Origin of the sequence: Paenibacillus sp. FSL R7-0313, from assembly GCF_037969885.1 — a bacterium.
Classification (GTDB): Bacteria; Bacillota; Bacilli; order Paenibacillales; family Paenibacillaceae; genus Paenibacillus.
In genome coordinates, this window is record NZ_CP150219.1 from 1,881,977 (window position 1) to 1,898,579 (window position 16,603).

General features: G+C 40.9%; 13 protein-coding genes. All 13 read left to right on the top strand.

Going from position 1 to position 16,603, the window contains the following annotated elements; genetic code table 11:
• Positions 1–343 precede the first annotated feature (343 nt).
• The 13 genes from NSQ38_RS08225 (at position 344) to fliD (ending at position 16,582) form a co-directional block, all read left to right on the top strand.
• Positions 344–5,761 carry a fibronectin type III domain-containing protein gene (locus NSQ38_RS08225; protein WP_339788491.1) on the top strand — a complete coding sequence of 1,806 codons (5,418 nt, stop codon included), beginning with the start codon at positions 344–346 and terminating at the stop codon, positions 5,759–5,761.
• A 149-nt stretch (positions 5,762–5,910) separates the two neighbouring features.
• Positions 5,911–6,315: a TIGR03826 family flagellar region protein gene (locus NSQ38_RS08230; protein WP_339788494.1), complete on the top strand. Its 405-nt coding sequence runs from the start codon at positions 5,911–5,913 to the stop codon at positions 6,313–6,315.
• Positions 6,316–6,493: 178 nt separating this feature from the next.
• On the top strand, positions 6,494–6,778 hold the full coding sequence (gene flgM, locus NSQ38_RS08235) for a flagellar biosynthesis anti-sigma factor FlgM (protein ID WP_047840678.1): 285 nt from the start codon (positions 6,494–6,496) through the stop codon (positions 6,776–6,778).
• 11 nt (positions 6,779–6,789) lie between these two features.
• Positions 6,790–7,293, top strand: a complete 504-nt coding sequence (locus tag NSQ38_RS08240; RefSeq protein WP_339788497.1) for a flagellar protein FlgN — start codon at positions 6,790–6,792, stop codon at positions 7,291–7,293.
• A gap of 19 nt (positions 7,294–7,312) precedes the next feature.
• Complete coding sequence (gene flgK / locus NSQ38_RS08245; RefSeq protein WP_339788500.1) at positions 7,313–8,869, top strand: flagellar hook-associated protein FlgK; 1,557 nt, start codon at positions 7,313–7,315, stop codon at positions 8,867–8,869.
• Between the two features lie 26 nt (positions 8,870–8,895).
• The gene (gene flgL / locus NSQ38_RS08250) at positions 8,896–9,816 is read left to right on the top strand and encodes a flagellar hook-associated protein FlgL (protein WP_339788506.1); all 921 of its coding nucleotides are present in this window, start codon (positions 8,896–8,898) and stop codon (positions 9,814–9,816) included.
• Between the two features lie 18 nt (positions 9,817–9,834).
• Entirely contained in the window at positions 9,835–10,404 is a 570-nt protein-coding gene (locus NSQ38_RS08255) for a DUF6470 family protein (RefSeq protein WP_047840674.1), read from the top strand.
• Between the two features lie 111 nt (positions 10,405–10,515).
• A complete protein-coding gene (gene fliW, locus NSQ38_RS08260; RefSeq protein ID WP_339790451.1) occupies positions 10,516–10,929 on the top strand; it encodes a flagellar assembly protein FliW in 414 nt (137 codons plus the stop codon).
• 1 nt (position 10,930) lies between these two features.
• Positions 10,931–11,176 (top strand): carbon storage regulator CsrA, encoded by a 246-nt coding sequence (gene csrA / locus NSQ38_RS08265; protein WP_024631614.1) that lies wholly within the window; start codon positions 10,931–10,933, stop codon positions 11,174–11,176.
• A gap of 144 nt (positions 11,177–11,320) precedes the next feature.
• Positions 11,321–12,217 carry a flagellin Hag gene (gene hag / locus NSQ38_RS08270; RefSeq protein WP_339788508.1) on the top strand — a complete coding sequence of 299 codons (897 nt, stop codon included), beginning with the start codon at positions 11,321–11,323 and terminating at the stop codon, positions 12,215–12,217.
• A gap of 158 nt (positions 12,218–12,375) precedes the next feature.
• The gene (locus tag NSQ38_RS08275) at positions 12,376–14,253 is read left to right on the top strand and encodes a glycosyltransferase (protein ID WP_339788511.1); all 1,878 of its coding nucleotides are present in this window, start codon (positions 12,376–12,378) and stop codon (positions 14,251–14,253) included.
• A 355-nt stretch (positions 14,254–14,608) separates the two neighbouring features.
• Positions 14,609–14,998 carry a flagellar protein FlaG gene (locus NSQ38_RS08280; RefSeq protein ID WP_339788514.1) on the top strand — a complete coding sequence of 130 codons (390 nt, stop codon included), beginning with the start codon at positions 14,609–14,611 and terminating at the stop codon, positions 14,996–14,998.
• Between the two features lie 12 nt (positions 14,999–15,010).
• Positions 15,011–16,582 (top strand): flagellar filament capping protein FliD, encoded by a 1,572-nt coding sequence (gene fliD, locus NSQ38_RS08285; RefSeq protein ID WP_339788517.1) that lies wholly within the window; start codon positions 15,011–15,013, stop codon positions 16,580–16,582.
• Positions 16,583–16,603 lie beyond the last annotated feature (21 nt).

Below are 16,603 nucleotides of genomic sequence, written 5' to 3' on the forward strand. Positions count from 1 at the left end.
TTCTTCAAGTCTCCCTGCATACACAACCTACGCTTTACATTCTAATAGATAGGAAAATGTGTTCCTGTATTAATAATTTCACATTTGCGAATTCCTGTTTTCGTATTTATACCATATGGAATTTAGTTGTTTGATGAAATTATAAATGAAAGCGCAATAAGAAATTTTTTACATGTAAAAAAGAGGAATTGGTTTTCTCGCGCAGAATAGATAGTTTTGTCGTTCACCACAGGGTGACAGCATAGGGAGTGGCACAACATATCTGTTGAAGGGGAGAACAAAAGTGGTCGCAGGAAAAAGAAAAAATGGATTTTACTTATGGACTGTCCGTCTACTAGTATTCATGCTGGTATTCGGACAGTTTGGCGTGTACGGGGGGAACCGTGCAGATGCTGCAACGAGTAATAGAATTATCGCATCCAGTAATGATTATCGTTTTGTATTATCAGAACAGAATGGAAATCTGATGGTGAATCAGAAACCGGTTGATTTGGGTTGGGTAAGATCATACAGCTTTTCAGCAACAGGATATTCCTTCTCAAGAAGTCAGTCTATTAGAGGAACTGTTGAAGATATGACGAATGTCACCTTTGGTAAGTATACTTCTACCTATACTGGGCAAGTGACTAATGCATTTATCGTTGACTTTTCCGAGGTTTGGGAATATTACAGTACCATGGAATATAGACAATCAGGTATGAATGTAGGTGTTTGGGACATTTCCAGAGTCGATGAATTTGGGATGGAAACACCCAGATATGTACAAAGTTATGAAGCCTCTCAACTTAGTTTGGTGATTAGTGCGGATACAGGTGCTGTGGTAGATTTTGTATCCAACCTTAATCCATATTACACACGCAAGGCAGAATCATTCAGCTTTGTTAAGGAGTCGGGAACAAAGGAGCCAATTACGACGGTTCCTGCTATTCCAACTGGCCTGGTAGCCACTGCGAATGATGCGACGATCAACCTTAATTGGTCAGCTGCACAACAAGCAGTTCAGTATGAGATTGAAGAAAATGGTGTAACTAAAGGTCCATTTTATGGTCTGAACTATACAAGTAGTCCTTATAGAAATAATACAAACTATACTTACAGATTACGTGGTAGTAATCAAAGAGGTATAGGTGAGTGGAGTGATCCAGTCTCTCTGAGAACTTTACTTGAAAAACCGATCTTAACCGTAAAAGGCGAAGAGGGAAAGAATACATTGAATTGGAAATCCGTTGAATTTGCAGATCGATATCAATTGCGAATTGACGGAGGAGAACCTATTGAATTGGGCAATGTGAACTCATATGAGCATGACGATTTGGAGGCCAATTCAACACATACCTATGTGCTGAAAGCTTTCTCAACTGACAATGAGAGTTCATGGAGTAAACCACTAAGTCAATTGACAGTACCTAACCGTGCAGATGGTTTGAAAATCACAGATGCTACATTGAATAAATTGTCGTTATCTTGGACTGCTGTTAAGGGAGCCACTGGATATGATCTGGAGATCAATGGGGCGGTTGTTGCGGTAACAGGAACAACATACAACAAGACTGGACTAGCAGCCAATACAGAATATACCTTCAGAATCAGATCCAAAAATTCAGGTGGGGTAGGAAGTTGGAGTGATCCAGTAATGGGCACCACTCAATTGAGCACACCTGTAGTTCAGTCTAATGCCACGGCGGAGGAAGTTGTGCTTGTGTGGGCTCCAATTGAAGGTGCGTCTTCGTATGAAATTGAAGCAGATGGAGTTGTTTCTTCAGGTTTAGAAGATCCAATCTTTAACCACACCAATCTGACACCAGGCACAGCGCATAAATATCGTGTGCGGGCAATCAATGAGACGAATACGAGTGCTTGGACAGCAGTAGTGACGCAAAATACCTTGCCCGGCTCTGTCAGTGGGTTGAATGTGAGTGCAGTCTCCAATGCAGCCATTACGGTAAAATGGAATGCGGTTACCGGCGCTACAGGCTACGATCTGGAAATTGACGGCACCCCGATTTCTTTGACAGCTACAAGTTATACGAAGAGTGGACTCGCTGGAAACACGGAGCACACTTTCCGTATTCGTTCGAAGAACGTTGCAGGTGCAGGAGCCTGGAGCGAAATAGTAACAGGTCGTACGCAATTTGATTTGCCTGTATTGAAGGCATCCTCTGAGGAAACAGCAATCACATTGACGTGGACATCCATACCAGATGTTACTGCATATGAAGTTGAAGCAGATGGTGTAATTGTTGCGAATGTAAGTGAATCAAACTACACACACGAAAATATATTACCAGGTACTTCTCATAAATATCGTGTTCGTGTAGCTACTGACAATAACACAAGTGCTTGGACAGCTGTCCTGACACAGAGTACATTGCCTGCAATAGTATCAGGTCTCAATATAGCATCCACAACGAATGCTGCAATTTCCTTGAAATGGAGTGCAGTGACCGGTAGCTCTGGATATGACTTGGAGATTGATGGAGTGGTAGTTCCAGTTACTGGTTTAACATATACGAAGAGTGGACTTGCAGCTAATACGGACCATACGTTCCGTATCCGTTCCAAAAATACGGCAGGTGTGGGTGTGTGGAGTGACGTGGTAAGTGGCACGACTCAACTCAATACGCCTGTTCTGAAAGCATCTTCCCAAGAAGATGCAATTACAGTAACTTGGGCAGATGTTACTGATGCAACCAAATATGAAGTGGAGGCAGATGGTATTGTTGTAGCTACGGTTACGACACCAGTATATACGCACGCAAGTTTGACTCCAGGAACAACGCATAAGTATCGTGTAAGAGCCCTGACGGAGATGAACGTTAGCCCTTGGACTGCACTTCTCACTCAGAATACTTTACCGGGTTCAGTCACAGGGTTGAGTGTAACCTCTGCAACCAATGTCGCTATCGCGCTTAAGTGGAATGCTGTAACCGGAGCAACCGGTTACGACTTGGAGATTGATGGCACGGTAGTAGCTGTAAGTGGATTAACATACAACAAGACAGGTCTTGCAGCCAATACGAATCATACGTTCCGCGTGCGCTCCAAAAATACGGCAGGTGCCGGAGCATGGAGTGATCTCATTGATGGTACGACATTGTTGAATACCCCTGTTTTAAAAGCTTCCTCGGAAGAGACTGCGATTACATTGACATGGGCAGATGTATCAGATGCGATCAAGTATGAGATTGAAGCAGATGGCTCAATTGTGGCAACAGTTAATGAGCCGAAATATGTGCATTCAAGTCTTCAGCCAGGAACAGCGCATAAGTATCGTGTACGAGCACTGACAGATACAAACAACGGGGCTTGGACTGCTGTCTTAAATCAAAATACACTACCAGGTTCAGTTACTGGATTGGGCATTACCTCTGTAACGAACACAACAATGGCTTTGAAATGGAATGCTGTAACTGGAGCAACAGGTTATGAGCTTGAAATTGATGGCACGGTAGTAGCTGCTACTGGATTAACCTACAACAAGACCGGACTTGCGGCTAATACGGATCATACGTTCCGCGTTCGCTCCAAAAATGCGGCAGGGACCGGAGCATGGAGTGATGAGGTAAGTGGTACAACGTTATTAAATACCCCTGTTCTAAAAGCTTCCTCGGAAGAGACTGCGATTACACTGACATGGGCAGATGTAGCAGATGCAACCAAGTATGAGATTGAAGCAGATGGAGTCGTTACTGGTACAATTAGCGAACCGAAATATGTGCACACTAGTTTGCTTCCAGGAACGGCGCATAAATATCGTGTACGTGCACTGACGGACTCTAATACAGGTGCCTGGACTGCAGTGCTGACGCAAAATACGATACCTGCTTCGGTTACTGGTTTAAGTATTAGCTCTGTTTCCAATGTAGCCATTGCCTTAAAATGGACGGCAGTAACGGGAGCAACAGGATATGATCTTGAGATCGATGGTACAGTTGTACCAGTAACGGGAGTAGCTTATACAAAGAGTGGGCTTGTGACAAATACGGATCACACGTTCCGTATTCGTTCTAAAAATACAGCAGGTGCAGGCATATGGAGTGAGATTGTAGATGGCACAACTTTACTGAACACACCTGTGTTGAAGGCTTCTTCTGAGGAACAAGCGGTCACCTTGACATGGCCTGAAGTTAAAGATGCAACCAAATATGAGATTGAAGCGGACGGAGGCTTAGTGGGGACTGTTAAGGTGCCTACTTATACTCACAATAATCTTATAGCTGGAACAGCACATAAATACCGCGTACGCGCTCTGACCGAAAACAATGTTGGAGCTTGGACTGCGGTCTTGACACAAAATACGTTGCCTGGTTCTGTGACCGGACTAACGGTAACAAGCGTAACGAACACAGCTGTTGCTCTGAAGTGGGACGCAGTCTCAGGAGCGACAGGATATGACCTTGAAATTGATGGCACGGTGGTACCTGTTAGTGGAGTGGTTTACACCAAAACGGGACTTATCGCCAACACGGATCATACATTCCGTATTCGTTCCAAGAATGCTGCTGGTGCTGGGGCTTGGGGCGATATAACAGGTGTTACCACCCAGTTAACCACACCTGCTCTGAAAGCAACATCAGAGGAAACAGCTATTACTTTGAATTGGCTTGATATTAAAGATGCAACCAAATATGAAATTGAGGCAGATGGAACAATTGTTTCTACAGTAACCGATCCCTCATATGTTCATAGTAATTTGCTTGCAGGAACATCGCACACGTATCGTGTGCGTGCATTAACGGATAAGAACAGTAGCGCTTGGTCTACGGTCTTGACTCAAAACACTTTCCCGGGCATTGTGACCGGATTGAGCATGAATTCTGCAACAACAGTAGCCATTGCTATGAAATGGAATGCAGTTACGGGAGCAATAGGATATGATCTGGAAATTGACGGTAAAATAGTCGCTGTAACGGCTCTGGCTTATACCAAAACAGCACTTCTAGCCAATACAGATCACACCTTCCGTATTCGTGCGAAAAATGCTGCTGGCATGGGTAGCTGGAGTGAGTTTGTAACCGCTTCGACCCAATTAAATGTACTAACAACGCTGAAAGCTGTACCTGAAGAAACGGCAGTTACGCTAACATGGAATGAAGTTGTTGGTGCAACAAAATATGAGATTGAGGCAGATGGCATATTGGTTGCTACGGTGAGTGATCCCTTGTATGTCCATAATGGATTACTTGGTGGGACGGCGCATAAATACCGTATTCGTGCCCTGACCGACACTAATGTGAGTGCATGGACAGCAATATTGTCCCAAACTACGTTACCTGCCAGTGTCTCAGGTTTAAGTATTAACTCTGCAACTACAGCGGCTATCGCGCTGAGATGGACTGCTGTAACTGGAGCTACAGGGTATGATCTGGAGATTGATGGTACGGTGGTTGCCGTGAGTGGAGTTGCTTATACGAAGAGCGGACTTGCACCAAATACGGAACATACCTTCCGAATTCGTGCTAAAAATGCTTCTGGTGCAGGAGCTTGGAGTGAGAGTATAAGTGGAATGACTCAATTAACTACACCTGTGCTGAAGGGAACTTCGGACAGAACAAACGTTATTCTGACTTGGGACGCGGTTGGGAGTGCTTCGTCTTACGAAATTGAAGCAGATGGGCAAATTGTGGCGACTGTCAGTGATGCAACGTTTATTCATTCTGACCTGTTACCGTCCAGTTCGCATAAATATCGCATTCGGGCATTCAACGATCAGAACACAAGCATATGGTCTTCTGTACTAAGTATTAGAACATTGAATTAGTAATGTATAAGGAGGAGCGGGGTTGCATATATGTGCATCCTGTTCCCCTTTTTTGTTTTGTAAATAGACTATGGCTTCATCAGAGAAAATAAGGTAATGTATAGTTATTATCTATTCGGAAATGGAAGTTTGAGAGGGGCGTTTTAGCGATGAATCTAGGTAATTGTCCTCGCTGTGGTAAATTATATGCGTTGAATTTTCGAGATGTATGTTCAAACTGTATTAAGGAAATAGAGAAGGAATATCAGATCTGTGTAGATTATTTGCGCGAAAACAAGGGCACCAACATACAGGAGCTATCCGATGCAACAGAAGTTTCAATTAAAAACATTACCAAGTTCATCCGTGAGGGACGAATTTCCATCGAGAATGCCCCAAATATGATGTATCCTTGTGAAGTATGCGGAACATTGATTCGTGAAGGTCATATGTGCGACTCTTGCCGTAATCGTTTAACGAAAGACTTGGCAGGAGCAGCTCGTGAAGTAGGTCAGAAGGATAACGGCAATATAGGCGGACGAACCTACAATGCTGTCGACAAACTACGCGATTAATAGGAGCGAGGGCTCAAATACATGTTTTGCTATAACAAATGTTTTGAAACGTACCGATAAACTTATTAAAGATTATCGGTTTTTTTTATTATCCTAATCATTTTGACAACATAAAGATTAAAGTAAGAAAAACGTATATCAACATAAACTCCTAATCATGGAAGGAAGTGTATTTTGAATGAAAATCAATGAACCGAGTAGAATTGGCGCCATCAATTCATATCAAAGGAACGTTGAATCCAATCAGCAGGCTGATGCCAAGAAGAGCCGCCGTAAGGACGAAGTATCCATTTCTCCGGAGGCGATGAAGATGCTTGAGGAACAAAGTCGTACACAGGATGCAGGACGCATACAACGGATACAGGAACTCAAAGAACAGGTGAGTTCGGGAACGTATCAGGTAGATAGTAGCAAGCTTGCTGACAAGCTGCTACCGTATTTTAAGTCTTTTGATAAGGAATAGGTGATCACGTAATGGCAGCACTGGACAGATTGATTGCAATTTTGCAGCAAATGGAACAAAGTCACCGCGATATGCTGGCACTCAGTGAGGTCAAGAGACAGGTCATTGTCAAAAATGATGTAGATGAACTCATTGCCCTCCTCAACAAAGAATCTCGTTTCATGAAACAACAGGAGCCATTGGAGATCGAACGGCAGAGTGCAGTACACGAACTGCTACAGGAGCGTGGAATCAAATCTATGCTGAACCTGAATATTACTGAGATCTCGAAGCTGATTTTTGATCCGGCTGACAAACTGCGATTGCTTGAAGTCCAGAAAAAGCTGGCGGGAACACTGCATGAATTAAAAGAGATTAATCAACTGAATCAAATGCTGATCGAGCAATCCTTGATGTTTATTGATCTCTCAATGGACATCTTCGCTTCTCGACCAGAACAGGATGCCACATATCAGCATCCTGCTGATAAGAACGGTAATCCAGGGCGAATCGGTCTGTTTGACACGCGTGCCTGATTAATTAGGGGGAAACCAGGTGACATCTACATTTCATTCAATCGAAACGGCTAAACGCAGTTTGTTCACACAGACGACAGCTCTTAGCACAACAGGCCATAACATAGCTAATGCCAACACGGAAGGCTACTCACGACAAAAGGTAAACATGCAGGCATCTATTCCAATGGAGCCGTTCGCATTTCTGCATAGCACAACACCAGGACAGCTTGGTACAGGGGTAGAATTCGACTCTATTACACGTGTGCGTGAGAAATTTCTGGATGACCAGTATCGCAATGAAAATACCAACTTTGGGAGTTGGTCCATTCAACGAGATACACTTGAGAAACTTGAAGCTATTGTAAACGAACCATCGGACACCGGGTTTCGAACCGTTATGGATAATTTCTACAAATCATGGTCAGACCTGAGTAAAAATCCTGAGGATGTTACAGCACGGCGGATCGTAAAAGAAACGACGTTGGCTCTGACCGATGCGATGAACCAGATTAGCCGCCAGCTGGATGCACTCAGTCAGGATTTGGACAGTAATATTGCTGTGAAAAGCAATGAAATTCAAGGCTACCTTGGTAATATTGCGAACCTTAATAGTGCCATTGTAAAAGTTGAATCTCTTGGCGACAATGCCAACGATTTACGTGACCAACGTGATCTGATGACAGACAAGCTGTCCAAAATCATGAACGTTACCGTTACGGATTCTCCGCAAGGATACCAGGTTCAGATGAATGGACAGGCACTCGTCACTGGCGGGGCGGTACAAGTAGCGGTAGATCCTGCTTTTCTGAATGCTGCGTATACAGCTGGCACGCTCACCAACGGTGAGGTCCACGGCATGATTAAGTCTAGAGACACTTTGGTCACTGATTATCAGAAACAAATGGATGACTTAGCTAATACCCTTGCCAATGGGGATATTGAGATCACTCTTCCTGCGGGCTCTGTCTTGCCGGACAATACTGTCCTGGATGGTGTTACATACACAGGTGCAGCACGGACACTGGCAACTGATCTGAAGGTTACAGTCAAAGGCCTAAACGGATTGCATCAGCTTGGATACAGTATGGACGGAACGAATTCGCCAGGATTACCTTTCTTTACAGCAGCAGGTGGTGGAACAGCCATCACAGCTGGCAATATTTCATTGAATGCCGAAATCTTGGCTGATCCGAATAAGATCGCAACCTCCCTCCGAACTACTACGGATTCTTCAGGAGCAGAAAGTGTGATTAAAGGTAACAATACACTAGCTAATCTACTGGCTAATTTGAAGGATACTCCAATGAAATCTGTTGATGGATTGCGGAATGCAACGATTGGTGCTCAGTTTAGTGCAATCGTTGGACAGTTGGGTGTTCAATCTCAGGAAGCTGCTCGTCAGACATCAAACTCGGAATTTTTGGTAGAGCAAGTAGACACTAGACGTCAGTCCGTTAGCGGTGTATCGCTGGATGAAGAGATGGCCAATATGATCAAATTCCAGCATGCTTATAGTGCCTCTGCACGTTTTATGACCACATATGATCAATTGCTTGATAAACTGATTAATTCTACCGGTATGGTTGGCAGATAATTAAGGAAGGAGTGACATAACAGACGATGAGAATTACGAATAATATGTTGAGCTCGCAATTGATTCTTAACCTGAACCGGAATGCACAACAGATGAACAATACACAAACTCAATTGGCAACGGGACGGAAGATCAACAAACCGTCTGACGATCCGGTAGGGATTACGTACTCCCTTCGTTATCGTGCAGAGCTATCTTCCAATGAGCAGTATCAAAAAAATGTGGATAGCGCGGTATCATGGTTGGATTTTAATGATACCGTTATGGATCAAGCAGGCAGCGTAGTTCAGCGGTTGAGAGAACTGACGGTGCAGGCAGCTACGGGGACTAACCCGCAATCTGCACTAGATAGTATCAATGAAGAAGTGAAGCAATTAAAAGCACAACTTGTTGATATTTCAAACAGCACGTTGAATGGGAAGTATGTATTCAATGGTGAAACCTACGATGTTAAACCTTATGACTTTCCTACCAATGCTGACGGTTCGTTTGATACAACGAATGCTGCTTCCGTTGTTACTGATTCCGGTAAAATTAATTTTATCGTGGGTGAGAGTATCCAATTACCAATTAACGTGACCGGTAATGAAGTATTTGGTGATACTGCGGAAGCTGATAATCTATTCGTAATCTTTAATACGATTAGTCAGGCACTTGCCAGCGGGAATCAAAAGGAATTGTCTAATCAGCTTGCAAACATTGATACTCGAACAAACAAGATACTCGCTATCCGTGCAGAAATTGGGGCGAAAACCAATCGCGTAGAACTTATGCAAGGTCGTTTAAGTGATCTTGAAGTGAACTTAACGGATTTGCAAGCAAAGGTTGAGGATGCAGATTACGCTGAGTTATCAATCAAGTCTAAAATCCAGGAAAACATATATAATGCTTCACTTTCTGCTGGTGCTAAAATTATATCTCAGTCATTAGTTGATTTTCTTAGATAACAAAGGAGAGATCATCTGATGAATACTCTTCCAGTGGTACAAATACACACAACGCCCACGCTATTACATATCGATGCGGACATTGGTCAGTATTCGATTCGTCAGCCGAAGGCGGAGGTCCAACTCCATACCAAGCCTAGTAAATTAACGGTGCAAAGCCATGCAATAGAGCTGAATGTGGATCAGTCCAAGGCTTTTTCTGCCTATCATGGTGGGAATATGATTGATATGAATGCCCGAATATATTCGGGTATTCAGCAATTATTCATGCAGAATATGGCTGAACGTGTGCAACAAGGGAATGATATGGCAGCCATCCACAAACCAGGCAATACAATTGCCAATATTGTAGGAACCAATTGGCAAGCTAAGCCGTTCCCGGAGACACGCACGGCAGCTTCCTCTGATAATGTGGATGTACGTGTGTTTACGCAAGCACCGGACATTCGCTTTGAAGCAGCGGAATCCGAGATGAATGTAATTGTGAACAAGCCAGAGATTGAATATCAACGTGGTAAGTTGGATATTTATGTGCAGCAATATGCTTCCATACAATACACTCCGCCTACGATTGATATGGGATTATAATATATAATGTAGAGCTATAGACGGTTATAATACCCCGCTATAGCTTTTTTCTATAAAATCATCGCCAAGGAGGCGTTTATTATTTTTATTGAGACAAGTACGTGGGGTAAAATTGAAGTCGATGAAAACAGCACATATCAATTTCCAAGAGGTTTACCTGGTTTTGAAAACGAAACTAGTTTTGCACTAATCCCTTGGGAAGACACGCCATTTAGTTACTTACAATCATTAACGGAGAAAGAGTTGTCTTTCTTGGTAGTCAATCCTTTTGAGTTTAAGCATGATTATAGTTTTGAACTAAGTGAAGAAGATAAAGAAGAACTTAAAATTGAAGAAGACGTAGCTGTTTACTCCATAGTCACTATACATTCAGATGTGACAAAATCAACGATGAATCTCTTGGCCCCAGTTATAATTAATCCTGCACATCGGGTAGGCAAGCAAGTAGTTCTCCAGCAAACAGGTTATGTGACTAAACATCTCATATGGACAGAAGAAGCGACTTCGGCGAAGGAGGGGGTCTGAAATGTTAGTATTGTCACGTAAAAAGGGAGAATCTATTATCATTCAAGATAACATTGAGGTAACTGTATTGGCCGTGGAAGGTGATACAGTACGGATTGGTATTTCCGCCCCCAAGCACATTGATATCTTTCGGAAAGAGGTATATGCATCTATTCAGGAGGCTAATCGAGAGTCTGCAAAACCCGATGCTCCTAGTGTCGCTGCTTTTATGGAATTGCTTCAAGGCATTGAAAACAAAAAAAAATAAAAATATTCCAATTTACTATTAACAGTTCTTCTCTTCCTGTCGATATATAGTTTAGACGCTGCTTCGGCAGGGCGGCCGACCTTAATGTCGCGGCGTTTACCACAAGGATGTGGAACTAACTTATTTTCAGGGAGGAAATTTCTAATGATTATCAACCACAATATTGCTGCAATGAACACTCACCGTCAACTGGGTGCAAACACAACTAACACAAACAAGGCTATCGAAAAATTGTCTTCCGGTCTGCGTATCAACCGCGCTGGTGACGATGCTGCAGGTTTGGCAATTTCCGAAAAAATGCGCGGTCAAATCCGCGGTTTGGATATGGCTACTAAAAACGGTCAAGACAGCATTTCCTTGATCCAAACAGCTGAGGGTGCTTTGAACGAAACTCACTCCATCCTGCAACGTATGCGTGAATTGGCAGTTCAATCTTCCAATGACACGAACACAGATAAAGACCGTGAAGCTCTTCAAAACGAAGTTGATGAGTTGGCTAAAGAGATCACTCGTATCTCCAACACAACTGAGTTCAATACGAAGAAATTGTTGGATGGATCTGCAAGTACTTCTTCAGGCGTTACAAGTGCAGCGGACTTGACATTCCATATTGGTGCAAATGCAGGACAAAATATCTCCCTCACAATTAAAGCTATGGATGCTGATACATTGGGCGTAACTGGAGCTAACGGCTCTAATGCAGCTGCTTCAGCTGGCAATGCAGCTGTTGCAAATGATGGTATCAGTATTTCTAGTCAAGCTTCTGCAGATGCAGCGATTACAACTATCAATGATGCAATCGAAACAGTATCCGCTGAGCGTGCGAAGTTGGGTGCTTATCAAAACCGTTTGGAGCATACAATCAACAACTTGGGAACAACTTCCGAGAACTTGTCTGCAGCTGAATCACGTATTCGTGACGTAGACATGGCTAAAGAAATGATGAATCAAACGAAAAACAACATCTTGGCTCAAGCGTCCCAAGCAATGTTGGCACAAGCAAACCAACAGCCACAAGCTGTTCTGCAATTGCTTCGTTAATCTTCGTAAATATCAAAACAAAAAAACTGCCAGGTTTTCTTGGCAGTTTTTTTGTTTTACTCAATGTAACTTCAAATAATTTGAATCTTATTGATCTAACAAAAGGTAAACTATTCTCCGACATATAGTATAAGACTATTAGAGATGAGAGGACAACCATGAGTAAAACTATATCTTTATGTATGATTGTCAAAAATGAAGAAAAAGTACTGAGTAAATGTCTTGAAAGTGTCCAAGGTATCGTTGATGAAATTATTATAGTAGATACGGGGTCAACTGATAAAACTCTTGACGTTGCAAAAAAGTATACTGATAAAATATATTATTTCGACTGGATTAGTGATTTTTCTGCAGCGAGAAATGAGTCATTGAAATATGCAAATTCTGACTATATATTAATTTTGGATGCAGATGAATATTTAGAAGAAGGAGTGAATTTACAGGAAGATATAAAAAAAAACTATGATTATTATTTATTCGGAATAAAGAATGAAATCTCTTTGAATCGAAATTTCATTTTTAGAGCGATCAGGATGTTTAAAAATCATATATCGTTAAGATATGAGAATAGATTACATGAACATTTGAACATACACAGTGGGATAGAATATAGCAAGGGGGAGTCAAATTTTTTAATTAACCATATTGGGTATACCGATGATAAGATGCTCGAAAAAGATAAGCATAAACGGAATTTGCCTATTATGGAACTTGAAGTAGCAGAAAATCCAACAGCTTATAATCTTTACAATATGGGTAAGACCTATTTTGCTATAAAAGAGTATACTAAAGCAATAGATTATTTTAAACAAGCTTATCCCATAAGCAAAAATAGAATGTTCCTTCCAGAGCTGCTCACTAAACTCGCTTATTCGTTAGCAGAAACTAACCTTATGGAACCAGCTCTGTCTATACTAAATGATGCTATCGTAATGTTTCCGAAAGAAACTGAAATGAGATATATTTTAGGGATGCTGTACCAGAAAGCTGAGTATCATCTGGATGCTGAGGATTGTTTCCGTAAGTGTATAGAACTGGGAGATCAGGGTTCTCTTATTACGGAAGGTAGTGGTGGTTACATGGCTCATATGAGGTTATCAGAACTATATGAGGATACCGGACGCTTAGAAGATAGTTATAGAGAGTTAAATATAGTATTGAATTCAAAGGTGAATTTTATCCCAGCTATCCAGCGCTACTTAAACCTTACACTTAAATTGAATATGAGTTCAGAAATAATAAAAAATGAAATTCAACAATTTTATACGATAAAAAGTGTAGGGGATCTACAACAGCTGTTAGATACTATGTATGGTGTGCGAAGTCCACTGTTAGACTATTATCTTTCAACATATAATATAACGGTGCAACCTAATGTTCTCGCCGCTTCAAAAATCTACAGTAAGCACTACACAGAGGCTAACTTGTTATGTTCTGATATAGAAATAATAGAAGAGGAGAATGGGCGAGATTTGTTATTGTTAGCATTTTTGCTTAAAGATGCGAGTAAGTTGTCTAATATCCAAAAAATCCTGAATTTCAGTGATAAAGAAAGGGTGTACCTGGAAAAAGTAATCTGCAATCAAGGTAGCAAATTCATGTTAACTCCGAGGGTTGAGGAATTATTACTAGAAACTTGTCGTCAAATGATTATCTTACAAGAATTCGAACAGTTTCAGGTGCTTGCTGAAACAATGATTGAAAATAAGGCTGTATTAAGACTTAAAATAGGTAAGTTATTAAGCGATTATAGATTTGACGAGTTGGCAATTGATATATTGGTTTCAATGTTCAAGATAAACTCAAATAATGTAGTACTTGTTCGATTACTGGGGGATATTTGCTATAGAAATAACTATTTTGAAGATGCCCAACTGTTCTATACAAAACTTTTAAAACTAGAGCCACAGTATAGTTCATATGAGAGAAATTATATGCTGCATAAAGCAATGGGAAATTATGAAAGTTCGGCAACACTTAAACTTGAACTAATGAATAAGTTTCCTATGGTTAACTGGATGAAAGAGAGAAACTGATTGAGTTTTCCTTGAATGAAACCTAATTCGTTTAAAATGAGCCACATAAAAATTTCTAATGTGTGTCTTATAGCAAGTAATGCTTTTTGGTTAAATTAGATACGTATCTAGTATTAAGTCTTCCTCTCATTATGAAATTTGAGTAGAGGTCAAATGATGTCTTTAAATTTTCTTGTTTACTTACTCTTTACTAAATTGAATTATTTAGCTTGAAGGGTTGAATTTTGAAATGTATCTGGACACTAGAGTATAAGTGATAATTCCACTTTAACTCACTCATTTTAAACTTTGTCTATAAATTTTAAAACTTGTTTAGCCGATATATATATTAAATAATTCCATCGGAGGATGAACGATGAATCTACAATTTTCACTTTCAACGAATATGGTGAATGGTACGTCAGGTTCAGTAAGTCAGCCAAGCGATATAACAATAAATTCAAGTAGTAAACTTTTGCAAGCAGTCAAGAATGGAGTGGATTTATCTAAGCTTGAGCAACAAGGGGTTAGCATTCCTTTTGGAGACGAACATCTCATTAAAGCAATTGATCGGGCTGTGAAAGCTCTACAGGGACCTACAACTACTCTGGAGATGAGTGTTCATGAGAAGACTCATCAAATTTTGGTGAAGGTGCTTAACAAGGAAACTGGTGAACTGATTCGTGAGATTCCTCCAGAAAAAACATTGGATCTAGTTGCAAAGATGATGGAAATAGCCGGAATTATAATAGATGAAAAGGTATAGGGGGTTGAGTAGATGAATATGCGTATTAATGGTTTTTCAGGAATGGATATCGATAGTATGGTTAAATCAATGATGACAGTGAAGAGAGTTCCGCTGGATAAATTGAATCAACAAAAACAAATTCTCGATTGGACAAGAAACAGCTACAGGGAGTTAAACAGCAAAATCGTTCAGTTTACTCAAAAACTTGCAGATATGAATATGTCTAAAGCAACAAATACTCAAAAATCAACGGTCAGTGGTAATACAACAGCAGTTAGAGCAGAAGCAAACGCGGATGCTAGCACTGTAGGTTTGACTGTTGAAGTGGAGTCACTCGCCAAAAAATCTGGTATACAGAGCAATTCGGGCTTGCTTACAACGGGTGGCGATAATGCGAAGTCAAGCACTACGTTGGGGGAGTTATCAGGTAATGCAGGACAAAATGAGTTTGACCTTAATATAAATGGGAAAACAGTTCAATTTTTAAAAGGGGATTCAATATCCACTGTGGTTGCACGTATTAACTCTTCAATTCCTACAGTAACCGCAGCTTTTGATGAGGTAAGCGGTAAATTCACAATTACTAGTAAAGAGTTTGGCAAAACGATCACGGATTTGGGCGAAAAAAAGGTTGCCGATCCAGATACAGGTGAAGAAACGGTTGTTAACGAGTCTACATCCAGTTCTCTTTTCTCAGTACTCAATTTCTCTGATACTACTGCAGATCCATTAGGTAACGGGAAAAAGTTTGGTGAAGGGGGTACTCTTAATTTTACAAAAGGTAAGGTTTATGTTACTAGTGCTTTAGATCCCACTCGTAAGCTTTTCGACACTGATAGCGATACACTAACAGTAAATGGCGTTAAATTGACCTTTCTGGAAGAGACGTCTGGAACTCCTTCCAAAATTACTACACAGTCTGACCCATCTAAAGCTATAGAAACAATCAAATCATTTGTTGACACATACAACGAATTATTGGGGTTAATGAACTCTAAATTATCAGAACAAAAGTATAGAGATTATGCTCCGCTGACATCAGAACAAAAGAAAGATATGACAGAAGATGACATTAAGAACTGGGAAGAGAGAGCTAAAAGTGGACTTTTAAAAAATGACACTATTTTAAGCTCGGCAGTAGCTTCAATGAGAACTTTAATTACTAGTAACTTAAAGGGTTTGAGTGAAGCGGGAATAACAACAGGGCAATATTATGAAAAAGGTAAGTTGCAAATAGATGAAGCCAAACTTAATGATGCACTGTCAAGCAATCCAGATAAAGTTTTGAGTATTTTCCGTGGCTCCATTTCGGATATCGATGGAAAAGGGATCTTTAGTGGATTGAGAACTGAGTTAAATTCAACATTAGACCTTTTTGTGAAAAAGGTAGGTACTTCCAATAGAGATGCTGACGCCAGCATGACATTGAAGACTGAAAGTATCATGGGTGAGCAATTAAAGAATTACAACAAAAGAATTACTGATCTGGAAAGAAAAATGACAGCTTGGGAAACTCGGTATTATAAGCAGTTTGCTGCCATGGAAAAAGCGATGAACCAGTTCCAATCACAGTCGTCGAGTTTATCAAGTTACTTTCAATAATTAAAGGAGGAATAATTCCAT

Bases quoted from the DNA above. Each gene is read 5' to 3' on its own strand.
- csrA (WP_024631614.1), top strand. From the start codon at position 10,931: ATGTTAGTATTGTCACGTAAAAAGGGAGAATCTATTATCATTCAAGAT.
- flgL (WP_339788506.1), top strand. From the start codon at position 8,896: ATGAGAATTACGAATAATATGTTGAGCTCGCAATTGATTCTTAACCTG.
- NSQ38_RS08255 (WP_047840674.1), top strand. From the start codon at position 9,835: ATGAATACTCTTCCAGTGGTACAAATACACACAACGCCCACGCTATTA.
- NSQ38_RS08240 (WP_339788497.1), top strand. From the start codon at position 6,790: ATGGCAGCACTGGACAGATTGATTGCAATTTTGCAGCAAATGGAACAA.
- NSQ38_RS08230 (WP_339788494.1), top strand. From the start codon at position 5,911: ATGAATCTAGGTAATTGTCCTCGCTGTGGTAAATTATATGCGTTGAAT.
- hag (WP_339788508.1), top strand. From the start codon at position 11,321: ATGATTATCAACCACAATATTGCTGCAATGAACACTCACCGTCAACTG.
- NSQ38_RS08225 (WP_339788491.1), top strand. From the start codon at position 344: ATGCTGGTATTCGGACAGTTTGGCGTGTACGGGGGGAACCGTGCAGAT.
- NSQ38_RS08275 (WP_339788511.1), top strand. From the start codon at position 12,376: ATGAGTAAAACTATATCTTTATGTATGATTGTCAAAAATGAAGAAAAA.
- flgM (WP_047840678.1), top strand. From the start codon at position 6,494: ATGAAAATCAATGAACCGAGTAGAATTGGCGCCATCAATTCATATCAA.
- NSQ38_RS08280 (WP_339788514.1), top strand. From the start codon at position 14,609: ATGAATCTACAATTTTCACTTTCAACGAATATGGTGAATGGTACGTCA.
- fliD (WP_339788517.1), top strand. From the start codon at position 15,011: ATGAATATGCGTATTAATGGTTTTTCAGGAATGGATATCGATAGTATG.